Origin of the sequence: Rhodoferax ferrireducens, from assembly GCF_003347515.1 — a bacterium.
In the GTDB taxonomy this organism is placed as follows: domain Bacteria; phylum Pseudomonadota; class Gammaproteobacteria; order Burkholderiales; family Burkholderiaceae_C; genus Rhodoferax.
In genome coordinates this window covers 185,892-208,270 of the sequence record NZ_QEII01000315.1, presented here as the reverse complement: position 1 = coordinate 208,270, position 22,379 = coordinate 185,892, and the positions used below count along the sequence as shown (strand labels likewise).

At 60.7% G+C, this 22,379-nt stretch carries 23 protein-coding genes; 13 read left to right on the top strand and 10 right to left on the bottom strand.

Annotated features, from left to right (window positions below; all coding sequences use genetic code 11):
• The first annotated feature begins 426 nt into the window (after window positions 1–426).
• The 9 genes from lepA to nagZ all read left to right on the top strand — a co-directional run bounded on the left by lepA (window position 427) and on the right by nagZ (window position 8,646).
• On the top strand, window positions 427–2,238 hold the full coding sequence (lepA, locus tag C5P05_RS28045) for a translation elongation factor 4 (RefSeq protein ID WP_114973153.1): 1,812 nt from the start codon (window positions 427–429) through the stop codon (window positions 2,236–2,238).
• On the top strand, window positions 2,238–3,203 hold the full coding sequence (gene lepB / locus C5P05_RS28040; RefSeq protein ID WP_114973152.1) for a signal peptidase I: 966 nt from the start codon (window positions 2,238–2,240) through the stop codon (window positions 3,201–3,203). Before lepA ends, lepB begins: the two co-directional genes overlap by 1 nt.
• Window positions 3,204–3,235: 32 nt before the next feature.
• On the top strand, window positions 3,236–3,589 hold the full coding sequence (locus tag C5P05_RS28035) for a DUF4845 domain-containing protein (RefSeq protein WP_114973151.1): 354 nt from the start codon (window positions 3,236–3,238) through the stop codon (window positions 3,587–3,589).
• A 34-nt stretch (window positions 3,590–3,623) separates the two neighbouring features.
• Window positions 3,624–4,310, top strand: a complete 687-nt coding sequence (gene rnc / locus C5P05_RS28030; protein ID WP_114973150.1) for a ribonuclease III — start codon at window positions 3,624–3,626, stop codon at window positions 4,308–4,310.
• 172 nt (window positions 4,311–4,482) lie between these two features.
• Window positions 4,483–5,427, top strand: a complete 945-nt coding sequence (era, locus tag C5P05_RS28025) for a GTPase Era (RefSeq protein ID WP_232834694.1) — start codon at window positions 4,483–4,485, stop codon at window positions 5,425–5,427.
• A 15-nt stretch (window positions 5,428–5,442) separates the two neighbouring features.
• On the top strand, window positions 5,443–6,192 hold the full coding sequence (gene recO, locus C5P05_RS28020; protein ID WP_114973148.1) for a DNA repair protein RecO: 750 nt from the start codon (window positions 5,443–5,445) through the stop codon (window positions 6,190–6,192).
• Window positions 6,193–6,196: 4 nt separating this feature from the next.
• Window positions 6,197–7,030 (top strand): pyridoxine 5'-phosphate synthase, encoded by an 834-nt coding sequence (locus C5P05_RS28015; RefSeq protein WP_114973147.1) that lies wholly within the window; start codon window positions 6,197–6,199, stop codon window positions 7,028–7,030.
• Between the two features lie 47 nt (window positions 7,031–7,077).
• Window positions 7,078–7,485 carry a holo-ACP synthase gene (acpS, locus tag C5P05_RS28010; protein WP_114973146.1) on the top strand — a complete coding sequence of 136 codons (408 nt, stop codon included), beginning with the start codon at window positions 7,078–7,080 and terminating at the stop codon, window positions 7,483–7,485.
• 66 nt (window positions 7,486–7,551) lie between these two features.
• Window positions 7,552–8,646, top strand: a complete 1,095-nt coding sequence (gene nagZ, locus C5P05_RS28005) for a beta-N-acetylhexosaminidase (RefSeq protein WP_114973145.1) — start codon at window positions 7,552–7,554, stop codon at window positions 8,644–8,646.
• Window positions 8,647–8,737: 91 nt separating this feature from the next.
• Here nagZ and C5P05_RS28000 read toward each other — a convergent pair whose 3' ends face one another.
• Window positions 8,738–8,965, bottom strand: coding sequence for a hypothetical protein (locus tag C5P05_RS28000; RefSeq protein WP_114973144.1), 228 nt, complete (start codon window positions 8,963–8,965; stop codon window positions 8,738–8,740).
• A 208-nt stretch (window positions 8,966–9,173) separates the two neighbouring features.
• Here C5P05_RS28000 and C5P05_RS27995 point away from each other — a divergent pair, with 208 nt between their 5' ends.
• Genes C5P05_RS27995 through C5P05_RS27985 form a run of 3 tightly spaced genes read left to right on the top strand, consistent with a single transcriptional unit; the run spans window position 9,174 to window position 10,504 of the window.
• Window positions 9,174–9,536 (top strand): translation initiation factor Sui1, encoded by a 363-nt coding sequence (locus tag C5P05_RS27995; RefSeq protein ID WP_114973143.1) that lies wholly within the window; start codon window positions 9,174–9,176, stop codon window positions 9,534–9,536.
• A gap of 2 nt (window positions 9,537–9,538) precedes the next feature.
• Window positions 9,539–9,757 carry a DUF3820 family protein gene (locus C5P05_RS27990; protein ID WP_114973142.1) on the top strand — a complete coding sequence of 73 codons (219 nt, stop codon included), beginning with the start codon at window positions 9,539–9,541 and terminating at the stop codon, window positions 9,755–9,757.
• 51 nt (window positions 9,758–9,808) lie between these two features.
• A complete protein-coding gene (locus C5P05_RS27985; protein WP_114973141.1) occupies window positions 9,809–10,504 on the top strand; it encodes a ProQ/FINO family protein in 696 nt (231 codons plus the stop codon).
• 201 nt (window positions 10,505–10,705) lie between these two features.
• Here the strand turns inward: C5P05_RS27985 and C5P05_RS27980 are convergent, their stop codons facing one another.
• Both C5P05_RS27980 and lysS read right to left on the bottom strand, forming a co-directional pair.
• Entirely contained in the window at window positions 10,706–11,251 is a 546-nt protein-coding gene (locus C5P05_RS27980) for a YgjP-like metallopeptidase domain-containing protein (RefSeq protein ID WP_114973140.1), read from the bottom strand.
• Window positions 11,252–11,305: 54 nt separating this feature from the next.
• Window positions 11,306–12,859, bottom strand: a complete 1,554-nt coding sequence (gene lysS / locus C5P05_RS27975) for a lysine--tRNA ligase (RefSeq protein ID WP_114973139.1) — start codon at window positions 12,857–12,859, stop codon at window positions 11,306–11,308.
• Between the two features lie 197 nt (window positions 12,860–13,056).
• Here lysS and C5P05_RS27970 point away from each other — a divergent pair, with 197 nt between their 5' ends.
• Entirely contained in the window at window positions 13,057–13,623 is a 567-nt protein-coding gene (locus C5P05_RS27970) for a YggT family protein (RefSeq protein ID WP_114973138.1), read from the top strand.
• A gap of 36 nt (window positions 13,624–13,659) precedes the next feature.
• On the opposite strand, the gene accD is transcribed toward C5P05_RS27970, so the two are convergent.
• From accD to asd, 7 genes are all read right to left on the bottom strand, one after another.
• Window positions 13,660–14,532: an acetyl-CoA carboxylase, carboxyltransferase subunit beta gene (gene accD / locus C5P05_RS27965; RefSeq protein ID WP_114973137.1), complete on the bottom strand. Its 873-nt coding sequence runs from the start codon at window positions 14,530–14,532 to the stop codon at window positions 13,660–13,662.
• Between the two features lie 87 nt (window positions 14,533–14,619).
• Window positions 14,620–15,441, bottom strand: a complete 822-nt coding sequence (gene trpA, locus C5P05_RS27960) for a tryptophan synthase subunit alpha (protein ID WP_114973136.1) — start codon at window positions 15,439–15,441, stop codon at window positions 14,620–14,622.
• A complete protein-coding gene (gene trpB, locus C5P05_RS27955) occupies window positions 15,438–16,745 on the bottom strand; it encodes a tryptophan synthase subunit beta (RefSeq protein ID WP_114973135.1) in 1,308 nt (435 codons plus the stop codon). The genes trpA and trpB overlap by 4 nt, the downstream gene beginning before the upstream one ends.
• Entirely contained in the window at window positions 16,738–17,556 is an 819-nt protein-coding gene (locus C5P05_RS27950) for a phosphoribosylanthranilate isomerase (protein ID WP_114973134.1), read from the bottom strand. The genes trpB and C5P05_RS27950 overlap by 8 nt, the downstream gene beginning before the upstream one ends.
• The gene (truA, locus tag C5P05_RS27945) at window positions 17,553–18,335 is read right to left on the bottom strand and encodes a tRNA pseudouridine(38-40) synthase TruA (protein WP_114973133.1); all 783 of its coding nucleotides are present in this window, start codon (window positions 18,333–18,335) and stop codon (window positions 17,553–17,555) included. Before truA ends, C5P05_RS27950 begins: the two co-directional genes overlap by 4 nt.
• A 21-nt stretch (window positions 18,336–18,356) precedes the next feature.
• Window positions 18,357–20,951 (bottom strand): FimV/HubP family polar landmark protein, encoded by a 2,595-nt coding sequence (locus C5P05_RS27940; RefSeq protein WP_332871371.1) that lies wholly within the window; start codon window positions 20,949–20,951, stop codon window positions 18,357–18,359.
• A 245-nt stretch (window positions 20,952–21,196) separates the two neighbouring features.
• A complete protein-coding gene (asd, locus tag C5P05_RS27935; protein ID WP_420130783.1) occupies window positions 21,197–22,336 on the bottom strand; it encodes an aspartate-semialdehyde dehydrogenase in 1,140 nt (379 codons plus the stop codon).
• Between the last annotated feature and the right edge of the window lie 43 nt (window positions 22,337–22,379).

Genomic DNA, 22,379 nt, shown 5'->3' with positions numbered 1-22,379 from the left:
GGAAATAAATTTTTCACCTGTCTTTTTTACTTTTTCAGGTTGGCATTCACTAACTTTTGATTTGGCTAATTACTGTTTTGGGTAGAATGGAGCCGGATCATCGCGGATAACCGGTATATCGAATAGGCCGAAGTCCACGATACGGGATGAGTTGAACCGCTCCACAGGCAGTCCACAGTTCACCCACAAGTTGTCCAGAGTCTGATCCACCAAAGCTGTTAATAAGTTGTGTATAGAATTCCTGTTGCTGCACTGCAACAACTCACGGGGACTGTTTTTTGGGCTGTACGTTCTAGGCTTTTTGCCTACAATGAATTTCCAACCTTCGCAGTTGCCAATGATTGTTGGTTCAGGGCGCGTCAGAATTCGACGCGCCCTTTTTTCTTGTCTCATCGTTTTAATTCAATCACTTAAGTGTCCTCGTTGATGAATCACATCAGAAATTTTTCGATCATTGCGCACATTGATCATGGCAAATCAACACTCGCAGATCGCTTGATTCAACGCTGTGGTGGTTTGCAGGCGCGGGAGATGGAAGCACAAGTGCTGGACTCGATGGACATCGAGAAAGAGCGCGGGATAACCATCAAAGCCCAGACGGCAGCGCTCAAATACAAGGCGCAAAACGGCCAGATTTACAACCTCAATTTGATTGACACCCCTGGGCATGTTGACTTCTCCTATGAAGTGAGTCGTTCCCTCTCGGCATGCGAAGGCGCGCTGCTGGTGGTCGATGCCAGCCAGGGTGTTGAAGCGCAAACGGTGGCCAATTGCTACACGGCGCTTGAGCTGGGTGTGGAAGTGGTGCCGGTACTCAACAAGATGGATTTGCCCAATGCCGATCCTGATAACGCCAAGGTTGAAATTGAAGATGTGATCGGCATTGATGCGACGGATGCCATTCCATGTTCGGCCAAAACCGGCATGGGTATTGACGAGATCCTGGAGGCAATCGTCGCCAGAATGCCGCCGCCCAAGGGCAACCCTGCCGGGCCGCTGCGCGCCATGATTGTGGACAGTTGGTTCGACACGTATGTCGGCGTGGTGATGCTGGTACGCGTGGTCGATGGTCGCCTGGCCAAGGGAGAGCGTTTCAAGATGATGGCTACCGGCACCATGTACAACGCCGACAACCTCGGCGTGTTCACGCCGGCCAATGAGTCGCGTGATTCCCTGGAGGCGGGTGAGGTCGGTTACATCATTGCCGGCATTCGCGAGTTGCAGGCCGCCAAGGTGGGCGACACCATTACGTTGATCAAAACTGGCACCGGAGGTGCGGCCTTCACGGCGACTGAGGCACTGCCCGGTTTCAAGGAAATCCAGCCGCAGGTGTTCGCCGGGCTGTACCCGACCGAGGCCAACCAGTACGAAGGCTTGCGCGACAGCCTGGAGAAGCTCAAGCTCAACGACTCATCGCTGCACTACGAGCCTGAAGTGTCGCAAGCCCTCGGTTTCGGGTTTCGCTGCGGTTTCCTCGGGCTGTTGCACATGGAAATTGTGCAGGAGCGCCTGGAGCGCGAGTTTGACCAGGACCTGATCACCACGGCGCCCAGCGTGGTCTACCAGGTGGTGCAGGCCGATGGCGTGGTGCGCATGGTCGAGAACCCGTCCAAGATGCCTGATCAAGGCCGCATGGACGAGATCCGTGAGCCCATCGTCACCGTGCATCTGTACATGCCGCAGGACTACGTGGGCGCCGTGATGACGCTGGCCAACTTGAAGCGCGGCGTGCAAATGAACATGGCCTACCACGGTCGTCAGGTGATGCTCACCTACGAGATGCCGCTGGCTGAAATCGTGCTGGATTTCTTTGACAAGCTCAAGTCCGTGTCGCGTGGTTATGCGTCCATGGACTATGAGTTCAAGGAGTACCGCGCGGCCGACGTGGTGAAGGTTGATATTCTGCTCAACGGCGACAAGGTCGATGCCCTGTCCATCATCGTGCACCGCTCGCAGTCGCAATTCCGCGGCCGGGCAGTGGTGGCCAAGATGCGCGAAATTATTTCGCGCCAGATGTACGACGTGGCCATCCAGGCCGCCATCGGCTCCAATATCATTGCGCGGGAGTCCATCAAGGCACTGCGCAAGAACGTGATCGCCAAGTGCTATGGCGGCGACATTTCGCGCAAGCGCAAACTCCTCGATAAACAAAAAGAAGGTAAAAAACGCATGAAGCAAATTGGTTCGGTTGAAGTGCCGCAAGAGGCATTTTTGGCAATTTTGCAGGTGGACGGTTAATGCAGGTTCTAACTTCTTTCATTCTGGCGGCCTTCGTGGGCTACGCCGGCGCCTGGTATTTTGGTGTAGTCGAAGGTAACTTTGCGCTTCTGCTGTTTTTGGCAACGGTCGTGACCGGCATTTATTGGCTGGCGGAACGGTTTTACTTTCTGCCGCAGCGTCAAAATACCGCAACGCTCTTGGAATCCGATGCCACGGTGCGCCGCGCTGAGTTGGGCAAGCAGGGCATCAGCCAGGTCGACGTGGATGTCGCCGAGGCCCGGGGCCGCATTCTGGCGCAACCCTGGTGGCTGGACTGGACCGCAGGGCTTTTCCCGGTGATCATTGCCGTGTTCTTCCTGCGCTCATTCCTGTTTGAGCCCTTCAAGATTCCTTCCGGTTCCATGATCCCGACGCTGCTGGTGGGTGACCTCATCCTGGTTAACAAGTTTCACTACGGTATCCGTCTGCCAGTGATCAATACCAAGATCACCGAGGGCAACAAACCGCAGCGGGGTGATGTCATGGTGTTCCGCTACCCGCCCAAGCCCAGTCTGGATTACATCAAGCGGGTGGTCGGTGTACCCGGTGACGAGGTGGCCTACTTGAACAAGCGATTGACCATCAATGGCAAAGTGATTGAAACCGTGACGTTGCCGGAGTTCTTTGACGAAGACATGATGCGTTACTTCAAGCAGTATGAAGAGACGCTGGGTACGCACAAGCACCGGCTGCTCAATGACGATGACCGCCCCGCATTTGTGCCGGGCGCGGACGACTTTGCATTCAAACAAAATTGCCACTACAGCGTGCAAGGCGTGGTGTGCAAAGTGCCGCAGGGCCACTACTTCATGATGGGCGACAACCGTGACAATTCGCTGGACTCGCGCTACTGGGGTTTCGTGCCTGACAAGAACATTGTCGGCAAAGCATTCTTCGTCTGGATGAACTTCGGCAGCCTGAAGCGCATCGGCTCATTCAACTGATATCTCTGTCGCTCAACTGATTAGGATAATTTATGACACATCAATTCAAGTCCAGGCAGCGCGGGCTGTCGTTTTTGGGGCTCTTGGTGGTTGGCGGCTTGCTGGCCGTGACTGGTGTGATTTTTGCGCAAATAGTGCCAACCGCCATCGAATACCAGGCGGTTTCCAAAGCGGCCAACAAGGCGCGTGAAGGCAATACGGTGGCGGAAGTGCGCAGTATTTTTGACAAAGCGGCGGCGGTGGACAATATCAGCTCCATTTCAGGCAAGGATCTTGAAGTGACCAAACAAGGCGACAAAATCGTCGTCAGTTTCGCGTACGAGCGCGAAATTCATCTGGTCGGTCCGGGTTACCTGACGCTCAAGTATGCCGGGCGCTCCAAGTAATGCGTGAATCCCGAAGTATGAGAGATGTGCAAGCGTGAATGAAGGCTTAATAGCGCTGCAACATCGTTTGCAGCATGAATTTTCGAACATCAACCTGTTGACGCAGGCCGTGACGCACCGCAGTTTTTCCATTGATCATTACGAACGGCTGGAGTTCCTGGGGGACTCCGTCCTGAACCTGGCGGTGTCTGATTTGCTGTTTGCGCGTCTGAGCGCGTTGCCGGAAGGCGACTTGTCCCGCATACGTGCCAACCTGGTCAAGCAGGATACGCTGCACCAGTTGGCTGTTGAGCTGGGTTTGCCTGAGGTGCTTCGTCTGGGTGAGGGTGAGGCCCGCTCCGGGGGGCAAAAGAGGCCGTCCATTTTGGCCGACGCCCTGGAGGCCATTATCGGGGCGGTCTATCTGGATGCCGGTTTCGCTGCGGCACAAAGTCTGGTGCAGCGCCTGTTCAAGGCGGTGGAAATCAACCCGACCATGGAAGCCATTGGCAAAGACCCCAAGACCGAGCTGCAGGAATGGCTGCAGGGGCGCAAAATGAACCTGCCGTTGTACCGGGTGGTGGGCACACAAGGCGCTGCGCACAAGCAGACGTTTGACGTCGAGTGTGAAATTATCGAACTCAATTTTTCAGAGCGCGGCATCGGTGGATCACGCCGTGCTGGTGAACAGGCCGCAGCTGCCGCGATGCTGCAAACAATCAAGGCAAAGGCAACAAAATGACCCCCACGCTTTTGACTACGTCGCTCTTCCAGAGCACTTCGTGTAACACGCTGCCCCCCGAGGGGGCGCATATCGCCTTGGGGCGGCCCGGCGACAATATATGACTACTACTAAAAAAATAGCTGCTGACGCAGATACGACGGGGGCTGAAGGCCAAAATGATGTGGAAAGCATGCTCAAGAGCATGCGGGTCGCCGCCCCGGCAGACAAACCCGTTGAAGGCCAGCGCTGCGGCCTGATCGCCATCGTCGGCAAACCCAATGTGGGTAAATCGACCCTGATGAATGCCCTGGTCGGCCAGAAGATCAGCATTACCTCGCGCAAGGCCCAGACCACGCGCCACCGCATCACCGGCATTCATAGCCAGGGCGCGACGCAGTTTGTGTTTGTCGATACTCCCGGTTTCCAGACCCGGCACAACAACGCCCTGAACCGCTCGCTCAACAAAACCGTGCTCGGCGCGGTGGGCGATGTGGACCTGATTCTGTTCGTGGTCGAAGCCGGCATGTTCAACCAGGCCGATGCCAAGGTGCTGGCGCTGCTGAGCAAGGACATCCCGACCCTGCTCGTGGCCAACAAGCTCGATCAGGTCACGCGCCGCGCCGACATTGCGCCGTGGCTGCAGGAAATGCAGCAGCGCCATACCTTTGCCGAGTTCGTGCCGATGTCGGCCAAGAACGCCAAGGACATCGAGCGCATGCTGGGCATCTGCGAAAAATACCTGCCCGAACAAGCCTGGTGGTACGCCGAAGACGAGTTGACCGACCGAAGCGAAAAATTCCTGGCCAGCGAGACCGTGCGTGAAAAGCTGTTCCGTCTGACCGGCGACGAGTTGCCCTACACCTCCACCGTGGTGATCGACAAGTTCGAGGAAGAAGCGGGCCGCGGCAAGCAAAAACGTCTGCTCCGCATTGCCGCCACCATCGTGGTCGAGCGCGACACCCACAAAGCCATGGTGATTGGCGACAAGGGCGAGCGCATCAAGCGCATCGGGATGGAGACCCGCGTCGAGCTGGAAAAAGCGCTGGACTGCAAGGTGTTCATTGAGATGTGGGTCAAAGTGCGCTCCGGCTGGGCCGATGACGAGGCCCGCGTTCGTTCCTTCGGCTACCAGTGATCTGTTGATCCCTCCGTGGCGACCAAACGCATCTCTGACGAACCCGCTTACGTTCTGCACCGCTACGACTGGAGCGAGTCGAGCCTGATTCTGGAAGTGTTCACGCGCCACTACGGCCGCATTGCGCTGGTGGCCAAGGGCGTCAAGCGGCCCAGTTCCAGCTTTCGCCCCATCCTGTTGCCCTTGCAGCCGCTGCACGTCGCGTTTGGTGGGGACGCCGAAATCCGCACGCTCAAGGGCGCGGAATGGATGGGCGGCCACGTCATGCCGACCGGCGACGCGCTGATGTCCGGCCTGTACCTCAATGAACTGCTGTTGACCTTGCTGGCGCGCGACGACCCGCACCCCGGTCTCTTCGACGTGTATGCCAATGTGGTGCAGGTGATTGCCTCGGAACACGGCGAGGCCTTGCAATCCGCCTTGCGTGCCTTCGAGCTGCTGCTGCTGCGCGAGATCGGCCTGTTGCCGCTGCTGGACGTGCAGACCATGACGCTGATCGATCTGGACCCGCATCAGCGCTACACCCTGGTGCCCGAGGGGGGCCTGCGCCAGACCCACCCGACCGACCGCGCCAGCCTGACCGGCGCGCAATGGGTCGCCCTGCAAGCGTCGCTGGCGCAGAGCGCGCCGTTCACCGCCACCTTGCGCGCTTGCTCGGTAGTGATGGCAGAACTCAAACCGCAATTGCGCACGCTGCTGAATTACCATTGCGGCGTGACAACCCTGCGCACGCGGCAAATGATGATTGACCTGCAATCTTTATAGATATATGACCCCCACGCTTTCCACTACGTGTAATACGCTGCCCCCCGAGGGGGCTTCCTCGCCTTTGGGCGGCCAGGCGGCTCGGACCGCTCTTTCGGTAAACCTGAACAAAGTGGCCCTGGTGCGCAACACGCGCCATCTGGGCATCCCCAGCGTCACGCGGGCGGCGACCCTGTGCCTGCAGGCCGGAGCCAATGGCATCACAGTGCATCCGCGCCCGGACGAACGCCACATCCGGGCCGATGATGTGCGCGATCTGGCGGCCTTGATGAAGGCCTGGCCGGATCGTGAATTCAACGTCGAAGGCAACCCGTTTCACAACCTGATGGACTGCGTGCGTGACCTGCTGGATCGCCAACTGCCGGTGCACCAGATGACTTTTGTGCCCGACAGCGAAGGCCAGTTCACCAGTGATCATGGCTGGAGTTTCCCCGCCGACGCCGAGCGTCTGCGTCCCTTGATCGCCCAAGCCCGTGCCTGGGGCGTGCGCGTCAGCCTGTTCATGGACGCTGATCCCACCGCAATGGCTGCCGCCAAGGCCGTGGGTGCCGACCGGGTCGAGCTCTACACCGAGCCTTACGCCGCCGCCTGGGGCACGCCGCAGCAAGCGGCCGAGCTGGCGCGCTTTGCCGCAGCTGCGCAGGCCGCGCAGCAGGCCGGTTTGGGTGTGAATGCCGGCCACGACTTGAATCGCGACAACCTCGCCGCCTTTATCCAGGCCGTGCCGGGTGTGGCCGAAGTCTCCATCGGCCACGCGCTGATCGCCGACGCGCTGGAGCTGGGCTACAGCGCCACGGTGCAGGACTATCTGCGCTGCATCCATGAAGGCCAATCATGACCGTTTTTTGTCATGGAAAGCGCAGCGCGGCAATCCATGGATGACGAATGATTTACGGCATCGGCACCGATATCTGCGATGTACGTCGCATCCGCGCCAGCCTGGCGCGCCACGGCGACCGCTTTGCGCGCAAGATCCTGAGTGATGCCGAGTTCGCCACTTGGCAAGCCCGTAGCGCGCGCTGGCCCGAGCGCGGCATTCGTTACCTCGCCACCCGTTTCAGCGCCAAAGAAGCCTTCAGCAAAGCCATCGGCCTGGGCATGGTCATGCCCATGACCTGGCGTCTGTGTGAAATCAGCAACCTGGCCAGTGGCAAACCGGCCATCGTGCTGTACGGCGGCTTGAAAGACTGGTTTGAGGGCAAGGGCCTGAGCGTGCATGTGAGCGTGACGGACGAAACCGATTACGCCGCCAGCTTCTGTGTGGTCGAAAGTTTGGATAAAACAAGCCTCTAGCCCCCGGCCAATAAGCGCAAGTAGCTATAAAATAAATAGCGTATTGTTTTTTCTTGAAAGTCAACCATGCCCCAACAAGCCCCCCTCATCATCGACGTCGCGGGCCTGAGCCTGAGCAAAATTGACCGCCAGCGCCTCAAACACCCGCTGGTCGGCGGCATCATCCTGTTTGCCCGCAACTGGCAGGACCGGGCGCAACTGGCCCAGCTGTGCCGCGAAATCAAAAGAGTGCGGCGCGACCTGCTGATCTGCGTCGACCACGAAGGCGGCCGCGTGCAGCGCTTCAAGACCGATGGTTTCACGCATCTGCCGCCGATGCGGGCCTTGGGCGAGCTGTGGCTGAACGACGGCAAGGCAGGCGAGGGCGCAGGCGCCATGCGCGCGACCAACGCAGCCACCGCCTGCGGCTTCGTGCTGGGCGCCGAGCTGCGCGCCTGCGGCGTGGATTTCAGCTTCACCCCGGTGCTGGACCTTGATTTTGGCGAGAGCAGCGTGATTGGCGACCGCGCCTTTACGCGTGACCCACGCGTGGTCAGTCTGCTGGCCAAGAGCCTGATGCACGGCTTGCTGCAAAGCGGCATGGCCAATTGCGGCAAACATTTTCCGGGCCACGGCTTCGTCAAAGCCGATTCGCACACCGATATCCCGGTCGACAAGCGCAGCTTGAAAGCGATTCTGGCGGAGGACGCCGCCCCCTACGGCTGGCTCAACAGCACGCTCAGCAGCGTTATGCCCGCGCATGTGATCTACCCCAAGGTCGATGCGCGCCCGGCCGGGTTTTCATCCAAATGGCTGAACGACATCCTGCGTGGCCAGCTCGGCTTTGGTGGTGCCATTTTCAGCGACGACCTGTCCATGGCCGGCGCGCGTCTGATCGACGGCCAGCCGGTGAGCTACACACAGGCGGCCGTGGCGGCGCTGAACGCCGGCTGCGACCTCGTCTTGCTGTGCAACCAGTCGCTGGCCAGCAGTGACGGTGGCGGGCTTGCCGTTGATGAACTGATTGACGGCCTGACCGAGGCGCAACTCAAAGGCGGCTGGCAACCGCAGGAGGCCAGCGAGGCGCGTCGTCGTGCCCTCTTGCCATGCAGCCCGGCCCCGGATTGGGATGCCCTGATGGTGCAGCCGGACTACATGCATGCGCTGGCCTTGCTGCCTTGAGCGGCTTATATTGCTCCCAGTCTCGGCACTTCGTGTCCCTCCCGGTCTCCCAAATGGGGTTAATCCGTTTTGGGCCGGTTCGGCGCCGAATCTAGGGTGAACGGTGCAGCCGGGGCGACGACAGGGCCGTGATCATGTCCTGGGTCGCTGAGTCGATATTGGGGTGGCGCGCCAGCAGCTTGGCGCTGATGAGCAGGGTGCGCAGTTGCTGCAGGTCCTTCACCGTGGGGGCCACCTTGATCTGGTCCAGGGCGGCCGCGCTGTTGCCCCCTTGAATCAGGGCGGCGACCTTGGTCGCCCAAACATTGGGACGTGACATGGTGGGATTCCTCTGGATAAGTAAAAATATGAGGCATTTTGGCACATAGCCCTTATCCGATATGCGCAGGATGCTATAAAAAATATAGCGAACTGCTGTGCCTTGGCCCAGAGCGGCGTCGTCCATGGCCCGGACCGGATGGTATCGGCTTGAAAGCGCTGTGCCATCCCCGACAATTAGGCCTCACTTCGCATTGTTTCACCTACCCATGAAATCCAGATCCACAAGCGGTGGCTTGGTCTATTCCACCGACAGCGGGCGTATGTGCCCGGTGTGCCGTCAGCCGACCGCGAGCTGCCGCTGCAGCGCCGCCCCGGCGCGCCCGCCGTCCGACGGCGTGGTGCGCGTGTCGCGCGAAACCAAGGGCCGGGCCGGCAAGGGCGTGACCCTGGTGCGCGGGCTGGCGCTAGAGCCTCTGGCGCTGGTCGCCCTGGGCAAGCAGCTCAAGACCGCCTGCGGCTCGGGTGGCACGGTCAAGGACGGCGTGATTGAGGTGCAGGGCGACCACTGCGACCGGGTCATGGAAGCGTTGAAGGCCCAGGGCTTTGTCGTCAAGCGTGCGGGGGGCTGAACATGCATCCCGAGGATCTCCAGTTGCTGGTGACGCGCACCATGCCGTTTGGCAAGTACAAGGGGCGCATTCTGGCCGATTTGCCGGGCGATTATCTGCACTGGTTTGTGCGCGAGGGCGTCCCCAAAGGCGAAATCGGCCGGCTGCTCGCCCTGATGCACGAGATCGACCACAACGGGCTCAGCGAGCTGCTCAAACCGTTGCGCCCACCATCGCCCTGACACATTCCCCACTTGGTTGACAATCACGGGTTGCTCCGAATGCTTAATTCCATGACCTCTACTCCATCAGACACATCAGAAACCGCTGTCCAAGCCGTTGAGCCGACACCAGCCAAGACCCGACCCACGCGGGCGGATCGCTCGCAATCGGTCCAGCCCGTGCTGGAAAAGCTGTTTGAACTCTATCCGCATCTGTTTGGTGCCGAGTTCTTGCCGCTCAAGCTCGGGATTTTTCAGGAGCTGCTGGCCGCTCACCCCGAGCAGTTCGAGCGCGACAGCCTCAAAGCCGCACTGGGCCTGCATACGCGCTCAACGCGTTACCTGCAATGCGTGGCGGCCGGCAAGCAGCGTCACGACCTCCAAGGCGTGGCAGTGGCCGATGTGTCGCCGGAACATGTCTACCTGGCCCTGCTGGAGCTGTTCCGCCGCCGCCAGGGCCGGACCAAAGAAGATTTGCGGCCCAAGTTGCGCGCGCAACTGCTGGCCGCATTTGAGGCCTCCGGCCTGAGCCGCCAGGACTATCTGACGCGGGTCCAGACCAACGATGCCGATGCCAACGCCTTGCTGGAAGAAGCACTGGCCGAGCACGATCTAAAAATGGCGAAACAGGAGGCCTTGCTCCGGGCCTTCGAGAGCAGCGGCAAGACACCGGCGGAGTTTGCCGATATGTACGGCTTGAATGAACGCGACGTCAACGCGGCCGTCAATCGCAAGCGCCGCCTGGAAAGCGCTGCCACTACTTCCTGAAGCTTGCGCGCCGGCGGTTTTGCCGGCACTGATTCCATTTCTAAATCATCCGTGTCGTTGTTGCTTCGCCTTGTCGTGCTACAGCACTGCCTGCGGCTTCGCGCCTAGACACGAATGATTTGGAAACGGAATGAGCAGCCGTAAGGGGCACTTGTCGGTCATGGCAGGGCGTGAAGGCCTGCCCCGGCTTCTCGGCTTGCCTCAGCCGGCGTCCCCACCCGTCGCGCCCCACAAGCGCGTCCCCGCCAGCTCCAGGTGCGTCAAATACATGCGCACCTCGAACTCCAGCTGGTGGTAGCTCGGTTCCATGTAGCTGCAGAGCTGGTAGAAGGCCTTGTCATGAGCGCGTTCCTTCAAGTGCGCCAGTTCGTGCACCGTGATCATTTTCAGAAACTCCGGCGGCGTGTCCTTGAACAGGGCCGCGATCCGGATTTCGCGTTTTGACTTGAGTTTGCTGCCCTGCACGCGCGAGATCGTGGTGTGTGTGCCCAAGGCGTGTTGCACCACCTGCAGCTTGCTGTCAAAAGCCACCTTGGCCAGCGGGTCGGCGCCGCGCAAGTGGCTTTGTTTGAGCTCCTGCACATACTCAAACAGGGCTTTGTCGGTGCGCACGCCATGGTTGCCGGGGTATTTTTTCAGTAGCCACGCGCCCAGGCTGTTGCTGGCGACCAGCTGCTGGACCTGCGCCAGCGTGTCCTCGGGATAGCCCAGCAGGTATTTGAGTGGTTTGGATGCTATGGTTGTCATAGCTGTCTACGCAGGGGGGCGAGGGCTAGAGGCCTATTTCGCTTGAAAATAAGCTCAAGCCTCGCGCCGCAGGGCCGGGAACAGGATCACGTCACGGATGCTGCTGCTGTCGGTCAGCAACATCATCAAGCGGTCCAGGCCAACGCCGCAGCCGCCGGTGGGGGGCATGCCGTATTCGAGGGCACGAATGAAGTCGTGGTCGTAAAACATGGCTTCGTCGTCGCCTTCTTCCTTGGCTGCGACCTGGGCGTGAAAGCGGGCGGCCTGTTCTTCGGCGTCGTTGAGCTCGGAGAAACCATTGCCAAATTCGCGTCCCGTGATGTAGAGTTCAAAGCGCTCGGTCACGCCCGGCTTATGGTCGCTGGCACGGGCCAGGGGCGAGATTTCGACCGGGTGCTCGCAGATGAAGGTTGGCTGCCACAGCTTTTCTTCCACGGTTTCTTCAAAGTACATGACTTGCAAGCTGGCCAGCGAGCGGGTGGACAGCTTGTTTTTGCCTTCCGACAAGCCGAGTTTGCGCAGCGCGTTGATGAGCCAGGCGGCGTTGTCCACCCTCAGGCCGCTACCGTCTTCCAGGGCTTCAGCGGCTTCGGTGTACTTGCAGATCGCCTCGTGAATCGTCAGGCGCTCAAACGGCTGGGTCAGATCGACCGCCTTGCCGCCATAGGTCAGTTGCAGGGTGCCGACGGCCTTCTGCGCCGCGTCGCGCACCAGCGCTTCAGTGAAGGTCATCAGGTCCTGGTAATCCCAGTAGGCCGCGTAGAACTCCATCATGGTGAACTCGGGGTTGTGGCGCACCGAGATGCCTTCGTTGCGAAAGCTGCGGTTGATCTCGAACACGCGGTCAAAGCCGCCGACGATCAGGCGCTTCAGGTAGAGCTCGGGCGCGATGCGCAGGAACATCTGCTGGTCCAGCGCGTTGTGGTGCGTTGTGAAAGGCTTGGCGTTGGCGCCGCCCGGAATCGGGTGCAGCATCGGCGTCTCGACTTCCAGGAAGTTGTGCGCCACCATGAACTGGCGGATGCCGCTGACGGCTTTGGAGCGCGCCACAAAGCGCTTGCGTGCGGTCTCGTCGGTGATCAGGTCGACATAGCGCTGGCGGTATTTCACTTCCTGATCGTTCATGCCGTGGAACTTGTCGGGCAGAGGGCGCAGGCTCTTGGTCAGCAGGCGCACGCGGGTGGCGTGGATGGAGAGCTCGCCGGTCTTGGTCTTGAAGACCTTGCCTTCAGCGGCCACGATGTCGCCCAGATCCCAGTGTTTGAAACTGGCGTACAGCTCGGCGCCGATGTCTTCGCCCTTGATGTAGATCTGGATGCGGCCGGTGCTGTCCTGCAGCGTCGCAAAGCTGGCCTTGCCCATGACGCGCTTGAGCATCATGCGCCCGGCGACCTTGGCGGTAGCACCTTGCTCAATCAGGCCCTCCGGGGTCTGGCCCGCATGGGCGGCAAACAGGTCGGCGGCGTGGTCGCTGGGTTTGAAATCGTTGGGGAAGGCCACGCCTTTGCCTTCGGCCTGCTGCTGGCGGATGGCCTTGAGTTTTTCGCGCCGCTCCAAAATCAGCTGGTTTTCGTCTTGGGGCGCTAAGGGAGTGTTGTGATCGGACATGAAGGACGCAATAGTAGGGTGGGGGCCACGAAGGCGGCGCGGATAAGGACGACGAGCGGCCATTTCGGGCCGAAACCGTACATTTTAAGTGGCCCGCGACCTGTCGCTATGATGCGGTGAGATTTACATTCCCTAATCAGCGGAAGGCAGAACTGGCTACACGTCTCGTAACGGTAAAGCTGCCCCGCACCTATTTCATGCTCTATCAAATTATTTCCCTGTTGCTTGAGGTCGTTACCGGCGTGTTGGGTGGTGCCTGTTTGCTGCGTCTGTACATGCAGTACCAGCGCATTCCCATGTCCAGTCGCTCGGGCAATCCGCTGGGGCGCTTTGTTTTTGCCCTGACCGACTGGCTGGTGTTGCCGCTGCGGCGCGTGGTGCCGGCGGCAGGACGCTGGGATCTGGCCAGCCTGGTGGGCGCCTATTTACTGGAATCGACGCAGTTTGTCCTGCTGTGGGTGCTGGCCGGGGCCGATGGCGGCTTGTTTGCCGTGCCGATTCTGGCCGTTTTCGGTTTGCTGCGACTGGTCATCTCCGGGCTGACCGGCCTGGTGATCGTTTACGCGGTCCTGTCCTGGGTGCAGACCCATTCGGTCATGTCGGATGTGATCGAGCGCCTGTGTGCGCCGCCCCTGACGCCCATCCGGCGCGTGCTGCCGCTGGTCGGAGGCATCGACCTGTCGCCGCTGGTGCTGCTGGTGCTGCTGCAGATCGCCTCTATTTTGCTCGGCCACCTGCAGGGCTGGGTCTTGCTGGCCACCTGATCCGTCAGGTCTGACGCCTCACCGAACTGGCCTTGTTCAGATCACTGCGTCGGCGGGCTGGCGCTGCAGCATGGCCAGCGTACTGGCCACGGTCTTGCGCAGTTCGCGGCGGTCACAAATGAAGTCGATGGCGCCTTTGGTCTGCAAGAATTCGGCGCGCTGAAAGCCTTCCGGCAGCGTGACACGAACGGTGGATTCAATCACGCGCGGTCCGGCAAAGCCGATCAGCGCCTTGGGTTCGGCAATTACCACGTCACCCAGGAAGGCAAAGCCGGCGCTCACGCCGCCCATGGTCGGGTCGGTCAGCACGCTGATGTAAGGCAAGCCTTTTTTGGCCAGCCGGGTGAGCGAGGCATTGGTCTTGGCCATTTGCATCAGGCTCAGCAGGCCTTCCTGCATGCGCGCGCCGCCGGTGGAGGTGAAGCAGACAAAGGGCACTTTTTGCTCAATCGCGGCATGCACGCCGCGCACAAAGCGTTCGCCCACCACCGAGCCCATGCTGCCGCCCATGAACTCGAATTCAAAGCAGGCCGCCACCAGGCTGATGCCATGCACCGCGCCACCCATCACCACCAGCGCGTCGGTCTCGCCGGTGTTTTCCAGTGCCTCTTTCAAACGCTCCGGGTACTTGCGGCTGTCCTTGAACTTGAGGGCGTCGACCGGCAGCACTTCCTGTCCGATTTCGAAGCGCCCCTCGTTGTCCAGGAACACATTGAGCCGAGGCCGCGCACCGATGCGGTGGTGGTGGCTGCAGGTGGGGCAGACGTTCTGGTTTTGCTCCAGATCCGTTTTGTAGAGCACGGAGTCGCAACTGGGGCACTTGATCCACAGACCTTCCGGCACGCTGCGTCGGTCGGCCGGATTGGTGTGTTGAATTTTGGGGGGGAGGAGTTTTTCGAGCCAGCTCATGGGTTCACCTTCATTTGTTGAGGACAGTGCAGGCTTGGCGACCGCATCACTGCGATCTGTCCCGCACAGTTTCAGTTCCGGGGTGGATTATGAATCCAGCGCGGTCCGGATTTCGCGCAGGAATTTCTGGGCAACCGGCGCGACCTGGTTGCGCGGCTGCTCGTCAATCAACTGAATGATCTTGCTGCCAATCACCACCGCATCCGCCACCTGGCCGATGGTGCGGGCCGTGGCGGCGTCGCGGATGCCAAAACCGACGCCTACCGGCACCTTCACATGCTGGCGAATGCGTGGCAACATGGCTTCCACGGCGCCCGTGTCCAGCGCGCCGGAACCGGTCACGCCCTTGAGCGAGACGTAATAGACATAACCGCTGGCCACCGCGGCGACCTGCTGCATGCGCTCATCCGTGCTGGTCGGGGCCAGCAAGAAGATCAGGTCCAGCCCATGACTTTTCAGCTCAGCGGCGAAGTCCTGACATTCTTCGGGCGGGTAGTCGACGATCAGAACGCCGTCCACCCCAGCTTGGGCGGCATCCGTCACAAAAGCGCTTTGGCCGTCTTTGCGGTCATGTTTCTGGTTGTAGCGTTCCACCGGGTTGGCGTAGCCCATCAGCACCACGGGTGTTGTGGCGTCCTGGGTGCGAAAGGCGCGCACCATGTCCAGCACCTGCACCATGCCTATGCCCTGGGCCAGCGCCTTGTCGCCGGCTTTCTGAATCACGGGGCCGTCGGCACTCGGGTCGGAAAAAGGGACGCCCAGTTCGATCACATCGGCGCCGCCCGCCACCATGGCATGCATCAACTCGGGCGTGACATCCGCAAACGGAAACCCGGCGGTCACGTAGGGGATGAGCGCCTTGCGGCCTGTTGCTTTCAGGGCGGAAAAAGTAGCGGCAATACGGCTCATTTGGGCATCCTCACGATTTGCTCTGCGGCACCCACAGCGGATGTTTCTCCGCCCTTCACCGACTGGCCGGTGCAACTCGGGCGGCAGAAAAAGTCGGCATTGCTCAGGTCAGCCACGGTGCCAATGTCCTTGTCGCCCCGGCCGGACAGATTGACCAGGATCGATTGGTCAGGTCGCATGGTTTTGGCCAACTTCATGGCATAGGCGACGGCATGACTTGATTCGAGTGCAGGAATAATGCCTTCGGTACGGCACAGATAGTGGAAGGCCTCCAGCGCCTCCTTGTCCGTGATGCCCACGTATTCGGCGCGACCAATATCTTTCAGAAAGGCATGTTCCGGGCCGACACCGGGGTAGTCCAGCCCGGCGCTGATGCTATGGGTCTCGGTCACCTGGCCATTGTCGTCCTGCAGTACATAAGTGCGGTTGCCGTGCAGCACACCGGGGCTGCCGCGCTGCAGCGAAGCCGAGTGGCGGCCGGAGTCCATGCCTTCGCCCGCCGCTTCGATGCCGATCAGGCGGGTGTTTTCATGCCGGATGTAGGGGTAGAAGATGCCCATGGCATTGCTGCCGCCGCCGACACAGGCGACGACCGCGTCAGGTTGCGCCGTTTTGCAACCCTGTTGCGCCAGCATCTCGGGCATTTGCAGCAGACACTCGGTACCGATGACGCTCTGGAAGTCGCGCACCATCATCGGGTAGGGATGTGGCCCCGCCACCGTGCCGATGATGTAGAAGGTGTTGTCCACGTTCGCCACCCAGTCGCGCATGGCTTCGTTCAGCGCGTCCTTGAGCGTGCGACTGCCGCTCTCGACCGGTACCACCGTGGCACCCAGCAGTTTCATGCGGTACACATTGGGGCTTTGGCGCTTGACATCTTCGCTGCCCATGTAGACCACGCATTCCAGCCCGTAGCGGGCGCAGATGGTGGCGGTGGCGACGCCGTGCTGGCCGGCGCCGGTTTCGGCAATCACGCGCGGCTTGCCCATGCGCTTGGCCAGCATCGCCTGGCCGATGGTATTGTTGATCTTGTGGGCGCCGGTGTGGTTCAGGTCCTCGCGCTTGAGAAAAATCTGCGCGCCGCCCTGTTCGCGACTCATGCGGTCGGCATGGTAAATGGGCGAAGGACGACCCACAAAATGCGCCAGCTCGTAGTTGAATTCGGCGACAAAGGCCGGGTCAAACTGGTACTTGGCATAGGCCGCCTTGAGTTCATTGATGGCGTGCGTCAGCGTCTCGGAGACGAAACTGCCGCCATAAATGCCGAAGTGGCCCCGCGGGTCGGGTTGTTGGTACTCAAACATGTTTTGACATCTCTGCAAGTTGTTGGTCGGCGGCGCGAACGGCGGCGACAAACTGGTTGATTTTTTCGGGATCCTTGATGCCCTTGTGGCCGGGGCCGGACACTTCCACCCCCGAGCTCACATCAACGGCCAGGGTCTTGCACCGGGGCCGCACCTGCACAATGCCGTCGATCACGTTGGCAGCGTTCAGCCCACCACTCAAGACGAGGTGAGCGTTGACGTTTGGAGGCAGCAGTGACCAATTGAATGTTTGCCCACCGCCACCATACCCATCGACATGCGCGTCGAGCAAAATGGCTTGGGCTTTTGAATAATCAGACGCATATTTTACGAGATCAAAGCCGCTGCCGGCTGCGCCCATCGGGATGCGCGCCGCCCGCAAAAACGGCCGGGCTCCCTGGTGCGTGGCGTCCAGGCACTGTTCTGGTGTTTCTTCACCATGAAATTGGACTGTAGCCCCCGCAACCATTGCGTAGGCAGCTATTATTTTTGTAGTCGGTTCATTGACGAAAAGAAGGACAGGCGTGATGAAGGGCGGCAAGCGCCGGGCCAGTTCGGCAGCGCGTTGGGGCGACACGTAGCGCGGACTTTTCTCGTACAGCACAAAGCCGACCGCGTCAGCGCCAGCGGCCACGGCCGCATCCACGTCCTGTTCACGCGTCAGGCCGCAAATCTTGATGCGCGTACGTTGGAGAGATAGAGCCCCCACGCTTGTCACTGTGTGTACTGCGCTGCCCCCCGAGTGGGTCTTCGCGCCTTGGGGCGGCCCGGCGTCGCTCAAAATTGGCTGTTTACGAGATATTTGGCTCATGGCAATCCATCATAGGCCGGCGTGCGATCCGGTATACCCCAATGCGGGGCGTAGCGCGGACCGAGGAAATAAAGCCCGTGGGGCGAGAAGGTCGGCGCGGCGGCGTCCCGGTCACGCTCGGACAGTACCTGCCTGATCCAGTCTGGCGGATGCTTGTGCTGGCCCACGGCAATCAGGCAACCCATGATGTTGCGAATCATGTGGTGCAGAAACGCATTGGCTTCAAATTCAAAGCGCCAGTAGGCGCCACGCCGCGAAATATCGATGCGCTGAAGTGTCTTGACGGGCGACAAGGCCTGGCAGGCGGAGGCCCGAAACGAGGTGAAGTCATGCTCCCCCAGCAGGTGTGTCGAGGCTTGCTGCATGGCGTCCATGTCCAGCGGTCGAAACGCCCAGCCCACACGGCCTGCGTCCACGCTGGGACGCACTGGCGACTCCAGCAAGATATAGGCGTAGCGGCGCGACAGCGCGCTGGCGCGGCAATGAAACTCGTCCGGTACCGCTTGCGCCCATTCCACCGCGATGTCCTGCGGCAAAAAGGAGTTGGTGCCACGTACCCAGGAAGAGGGCGTGCGCGCCAAAGGCGTGTCGAAATGCACTACCTGCATCAGGCCGTGCACGCCCGCATCCGTTCGGCCCGCGCACAGGGTTGACACCCTTTGCACAGTGAACTTGCCCAAGGCTGTTTCGAGTTTGTCCTGCACGGTCTGGCCGGATAGCTGGCTTTGCCAACCCTGGTAGGCTTGCCCGTTGTAGCTGATGCCGAGTGCCAGCCTCACGGTGGGTTCATCGCGCGGTCATCAAAGATAGCTCAGGGCGCGCTGCGCCTTGATTTTCATGTCGCCCGATGCTTCCGAAATGACTTCTTCGATCAGGGCACGTGCCCCGTCGTCGTCGCCAATGGCCTTGAATTCTTCAGCCAGCGCCAGCTTGGTGACCAGCGGATCTTCGTGCGTGCTAGGCGCGGTTGAGGTCTCCGGCTCGGGTGTGTCGCCCAAATCAAGCGACAGGTCGCCCAGGTCAAACTCCAGCATGCCCATTTCCGGCGCTGGTGCTTCTTCGGGTTCCGACAGGTCGAGCGGCACCGGGCTGGTCGCGCCAAAACTCGTGGCTGCCTGTTGTTTGAATTCCTCGCTGCTGGCAGCAGGGCGGCTCGGGCTGTCCTCGGCAATCTCCAGGTCGGGCAGGGAGAATTCGAGGGCATCGGTTGCCGCCGCAGGGGCAGCCTCAAACGGCTCGATCGCTTCGGTGTCCAGTCCAAAGTCCAGGTCAAATGCAGGGAGCTCCGGTTCGGCGCTGCTGGCCGTAGTTTCGCTGATGGCGCTGGTGGGTTCGTCATCGAGCGAAAAGTCGAGGTCCAGATCCAGATCCACGGGCCCGGCGCTTGCCAGCACATGGGGCTGCGTGACACCGGTATCCACGCTGTCCGTCAGCGTGCTGGCGTATTCGAGTGGCGCCGGCTGGGAAGGCGTGCCATCTGGGTTGTTGGGTTGCCCGCCGGGCTGGTACAAGGCATTGCCTGGGTCAATGCTAAGACCCAGTTCGCAAACACGTTCCCAATCTGATCCGCCCCCGTTCGTGACCTTGAACGCCAGGGTCGCAATCTCCTCGAAGCCCTTGGTGTCGCGCCGTTTGGCAAAAATTTCAAGCAACTTTTGGTGGATGGCGACACGTCCGGGATTGGTACGCAGTGCATCCTTCAAGATTTCCTCAGCCTGCAGATCACGGCCATAGGCTAGGTAGACATCGGCTTCGGCGACCGGGTCAACGTCGTCGACCGCGTCAAGCTGGCTGGGCGAGTACACCATGGACGAGCCGGTGGCGGCACTGTCACTGGTATCGACACTCTGCCCGCCACTGGCGCCAAAGAACGAGTCGGGTTGTAGGCGGCTTTCCAGGAATGCGCTGTCAACTTGGGAGGCATTCTTGCGCTGCCTGGCCCGGTAGAAGCCAAACCCCGCCAAAAGAGCGATCAATCCGACTGCGCCGGCCGGCATCAGGGGATTCTCGATCAGGCCATCGACCAGACCGGGTTCAGATACCGGTACGGCCACGGCTACGGGTGGTTTCGCAGCTACCGATGCGGCCGGCGCGGGTGCGGAGGCGGTCTGGGCGCTCGCACTCACCGGCGCCGATACGGCCGCACTGGCCGGTTCCGATGGCGCCGAGCTGGCTGCAACCGGGGGCGTGACGGCTGCGGCAACGACCGCAGGGCCTGGTTGGGCGGGCGCGGTTGCGGAGGCCGGCAGGCCAGGTGCCACTGCGCTTGACGCGGCCCCCAGCTTGCTGAGGTCACTGATATTCTTGGCGATTTCAGCGGCCCGGCTGGCGGCTTCCTTGGCGCTGCGTTCCTTGGCCAACTGGTCTTCAGTGGGCCGCCCTTGAACCGCCCCTTTGGACAGGGTGAGCTTGTCGGGTGCGGTAGTCGCAGGCTTCTTGTCTTCAACAGTGGCTTGCACGCTACCGCTGGCTTTGCGGTCGGCGGCGGCAACCGCGGCGCTTGGCGCACTGCCGGCAAGTTTTCTGCGGTAATCGTTGAAATCCTTGCTCTGCGCCACAATGATTTGCGTGGCCTCGACCGCCGGGGTTGCGCCGGCTTGTTCCTCGGTGGGGACGTTGATGATCGCGCCGGCCTTGACGCGGTTGACGTTGTCACCCACGAAGGCCGCGGGGTTAGCACGCAACAAGGCGACCAGCATCTGGTCAAGCGAGACGTTGGCGGGTTTTGTCGCGTTGGCTATTTTGCTGGCGGTGTCGCCGGACTTGACGGTGACCTGGCCGGTCTCCGGGCGCGGCGCTTGGGCCACCACAGCCGGGCGAGCGGGCGTACTCACGGCATTCCTGGTGGGCTCTGCAGGTCGCGTTGCCGTCGCCGCTGGCGATACGGGTGCAGCTGGCGCGGGCGTGGTGGCCCGGCTGACGGGCGGGGGCGCCGGGATTTGCGCCGGGCTGGGTGCCGCGGGTGCGGCTTGTCGCATACCCGGCGGGTCAAACAACATGGTGTAGTCGCGAACAATGCGCCCGGTTGCCCAACTGGCCTCAAGAATCATGTCCACGAAGGGATCGTTGATGGGGCGGTCGCTGCTCAGTCGGATATAGGCACGCCCGTTTGCGCGTCGTTGGAGCGTGGCTTGCAGGCCCGACATGGCGGGGTTGTATTCCAGTCCGGCGGCCTTGAACGCGTCTGGTGAAGCAGCGACTGTTTTCAGTGAACTGGCCTCTTCGGCATTGATATCCGGGACGTCGATCTCCGCACGTAGCGGTTCTCCAAGGGCGGACTGGACCGTGATGCGGCCCAGCGAAAGCGCCGCCGCATTAGTGCCCCATATCCCGAAAACCGCCGCGGCGGCAGCGGCCATGGCGGTTTTGTGCCAGCGATGTGACTTAGCAATCAATTTGTGGACTCCGGTGTTCGGACGGCTGAAAAGTAGGGCGCATATTGCGGGCAAGTGCCTCGGTACTCAAAATTTGAAAACGACCTTAACAGCAATGTCATGGTGTGACAAGGTGGGAAAGTCTGTGTCTTTGAGTCGTCTGCAGCATGCTTCAATCCGGTCGATTCTATGTGCTCAAACGACAACGTCCTTTCATACCTTGTTCCCAGGCACGAAAGGACGTTGGAATTTACGCGGTGCCGGGTTCAAGCGGCCAGCAAAATGCGCAACATGCGGCGCAAAGGCTCCGCCGCACCCCACAAAAGTTGGTCGCCGATGGTGAATGCGCCGACGTATTCCGGGCCCATGGCGAGCTTGCGGATGCGTCCCACCGGAATGCCCAACGTGCCGGTGACGGCCACCGGTGTCAGGTCTTGAACGCTGGCGTCGCGGGTGTTGGGAACGACTTTGACCCAGTCATTGTCGGCCGCGATCAGGGCTTCAATGTCGGCGGTGGGCACGTCCTTTTTGAGTTTGAAGGTCAAGGCCTGACTGTGGCAGCGCATGGCGCCGATACGCACGCAAAACCCGTCGACCGGGGTTTCGGCCGTGCCAAAAGCCGCGCCCTGGCCCAGAATTTTATTGGTCTCGGCGCCGGCCTTCCATTCTTCGCGGCTCATGCCGTTGCCGAGATCCTTGTCGATCCAGGGAATCAGGCTGCCGCCCAGCGGCACGCCAAAATTGGCGGTTTCAGCGCTCGTCAAGGACTGTTGTTTGTGCAGCACCTTGCGGTCGATTTCGAGAATGGCGGATTTGGGGTCGTCCAGCAGGCCTTTGACCTCCGCGTTCAGGGTGCCGAACTGGGTCAGCAATTCGCGCATGTGTTGCGCGCCGCCGCCCGATGCCGCCTGGTAGGTCATGCTGGTCATCCACTCGACCAGGCCGGCCTTGTACAGTGCGCCCACGCCCATCAACATGCAGCTCACGGTGCAGTTGCCGCCGATCCAGTTGTTGCCGCCTTTGGCCAGCGCGTTCTTGATCACCGGCAGGTTGACCGGGTCCAGGATGATGACGGCATTGTCTTCCATGCGCAGGGTGGATGCGGCGTCAATCCAGTGACCGGTCCAGCCCGCAGCGCGCAGTTTGGGGAAAACCTCGGAGGTGTAGTCGCCCCCTTGGGTGCTGATGATGACGTCGCATTTTTTGAGCGCGACTATGTCAAACGCGTCTTTCAGGGTCGTTTCGTTCTTCGCCTGCGCCGGGGCTTTTCCACCGGCGTTGGAGGTGGAAAAGAAAACCGGCTCGATCAGCTCGAAATCACCCTCGGACTGCATGCGGTCCATCAACACCGAACCCACCATACCGCGCCAGCCGACCAGACCGACCAGATTGCCAATTTTCATCATGTTGCTCTTTCAGATACTTAAAAATAGAAATGTTGCGCCAGTT

Bases quoted from the DNA above. Each gene is read 5' to 3' on its own strand.
- lepA (WP_114973153.1), top strand. From the start codon at position 427: ATGAATCACATCAGAAATTTTTCGATCATTGCGCACATTGATCATGGC.
- lepB (WP_114973152.1), top strand. From the start codon at position 2,238: ATGCAGGTTCTAACTTCTTTCATTCTGGCGGCCTTCGTGGGCTACGCC.
- C5P05_RS28035 (WP_114973151.1), top strand. From the start codon at position 3,236: ATGACACATCAATTCAAGTCCAGGCAGCGCGGGCTGTCGTTTTTGGGG.
- era (WP_232834694.1), top strand. From the start codon at position 4,483: ATGCTCAAGAGCATGCGGGTCGCCGCCCCGGCAGACAAACCCGTTGAA.
- C5P05_RS28015 (WP_114973147.1), top strand. From the start codon at position 6,197: ATGACCCCCACGCTTTCCACTACGTGTAATACGCTGCCCCCCGAGGGG.
- acpS (WP_114973146.1), top strand. From the start codon at position 7,078: ATGATTTACGGCATCGGCACCGATATCTGCGATGTACGTCGCATCCGC.
- nagZ (WP_114973145.1), top strand. From the start codon at position 7,552: ATGCCCCAACAAGCCCCCCTCATCATCGACGTCGCGGGCCTGAGCCTG.
- C5P05_RS28000 (WP_114973144.1), bottom strand. From the start codon at position 8,965: ATGTCACGTCCCAATGTTTGGGCGACCAAGGTCGCCGCCCTGATTCAA.
- C5P05_RS27995 (WP_114973143.1), top strand. From the start codon at position 9,174: ATGAAATCCAGATCCACAAGCGGTGGCTTGGTCTATTCCACCGACAGC.
- C5P05_RS27990 (WP_114973142.1), top strand. From the start codon at position 9,539: ATGCATCCCGAGGATCTCCAGTTGCTGGTGACGCGCACCATGCCGTTT.
- C5P05_RS27985 (WP_114973141.1), top strand. From the start codon at position 9,809: ATGACCTCTACTCCATCAGACACATCAGAAACCGCTGTCCAAGCCGTT.
- C5P05_RS27980 (WP_114973140.1), bottom strand. From the start codon at position 11,251: ATGACAACCATAGCATCCAAACCACTCAAATACCTGCTGGGCTATCCC.
- lysS (WP_114973139.1), bottom strand. From the start codon at position 12,859: ATGTCCGATCACAACACTCCCTTAGCGCCCCAAGACGAAAACCAGCTG.
- C5P05_RS27970 (WP_114973138.1), top strand. From the start codon at position 13,057: ATGCTCTATCAAATTATTTCCCTGTTGCTTGAGGTCGTTACCGGCGTG.
- accD (WP_114973137.1), bottom strand. From the start codon at position 14,532: ATGAGCTGGCTCGAAAAACTCCTCCCCCCCAAAATTCAACACACCAAT.
- trpA (WP_114973136.1), bottom strand. From the start codon at position 15,441: ATGAGCCGTATTGCCGCTACTTTTTCCGCCCTGAAAGCAACAGGCCGC.
- trpB (WP_114973135.1), bottom strand. From the start codon at position 16,745: ATGTTTGAGTACCAACAACCCGACCCGCGGGGCCACTTCGGCATTTAT.
- C5P05_RS27950 (WP_114973134.1), bottom strand. From the start codon at position 17,556: ATGAGCCAAATATCTCGTAAACAGCCAATTTTGAGCGACGCCGGGCCG.
- asd (WP_420130783.1), bottom strand. From the start codon at position 22,336: ATGATGAAAATTGGCAATCTGGTCGGTCTGGTCGGCTGGCGCGGTATG.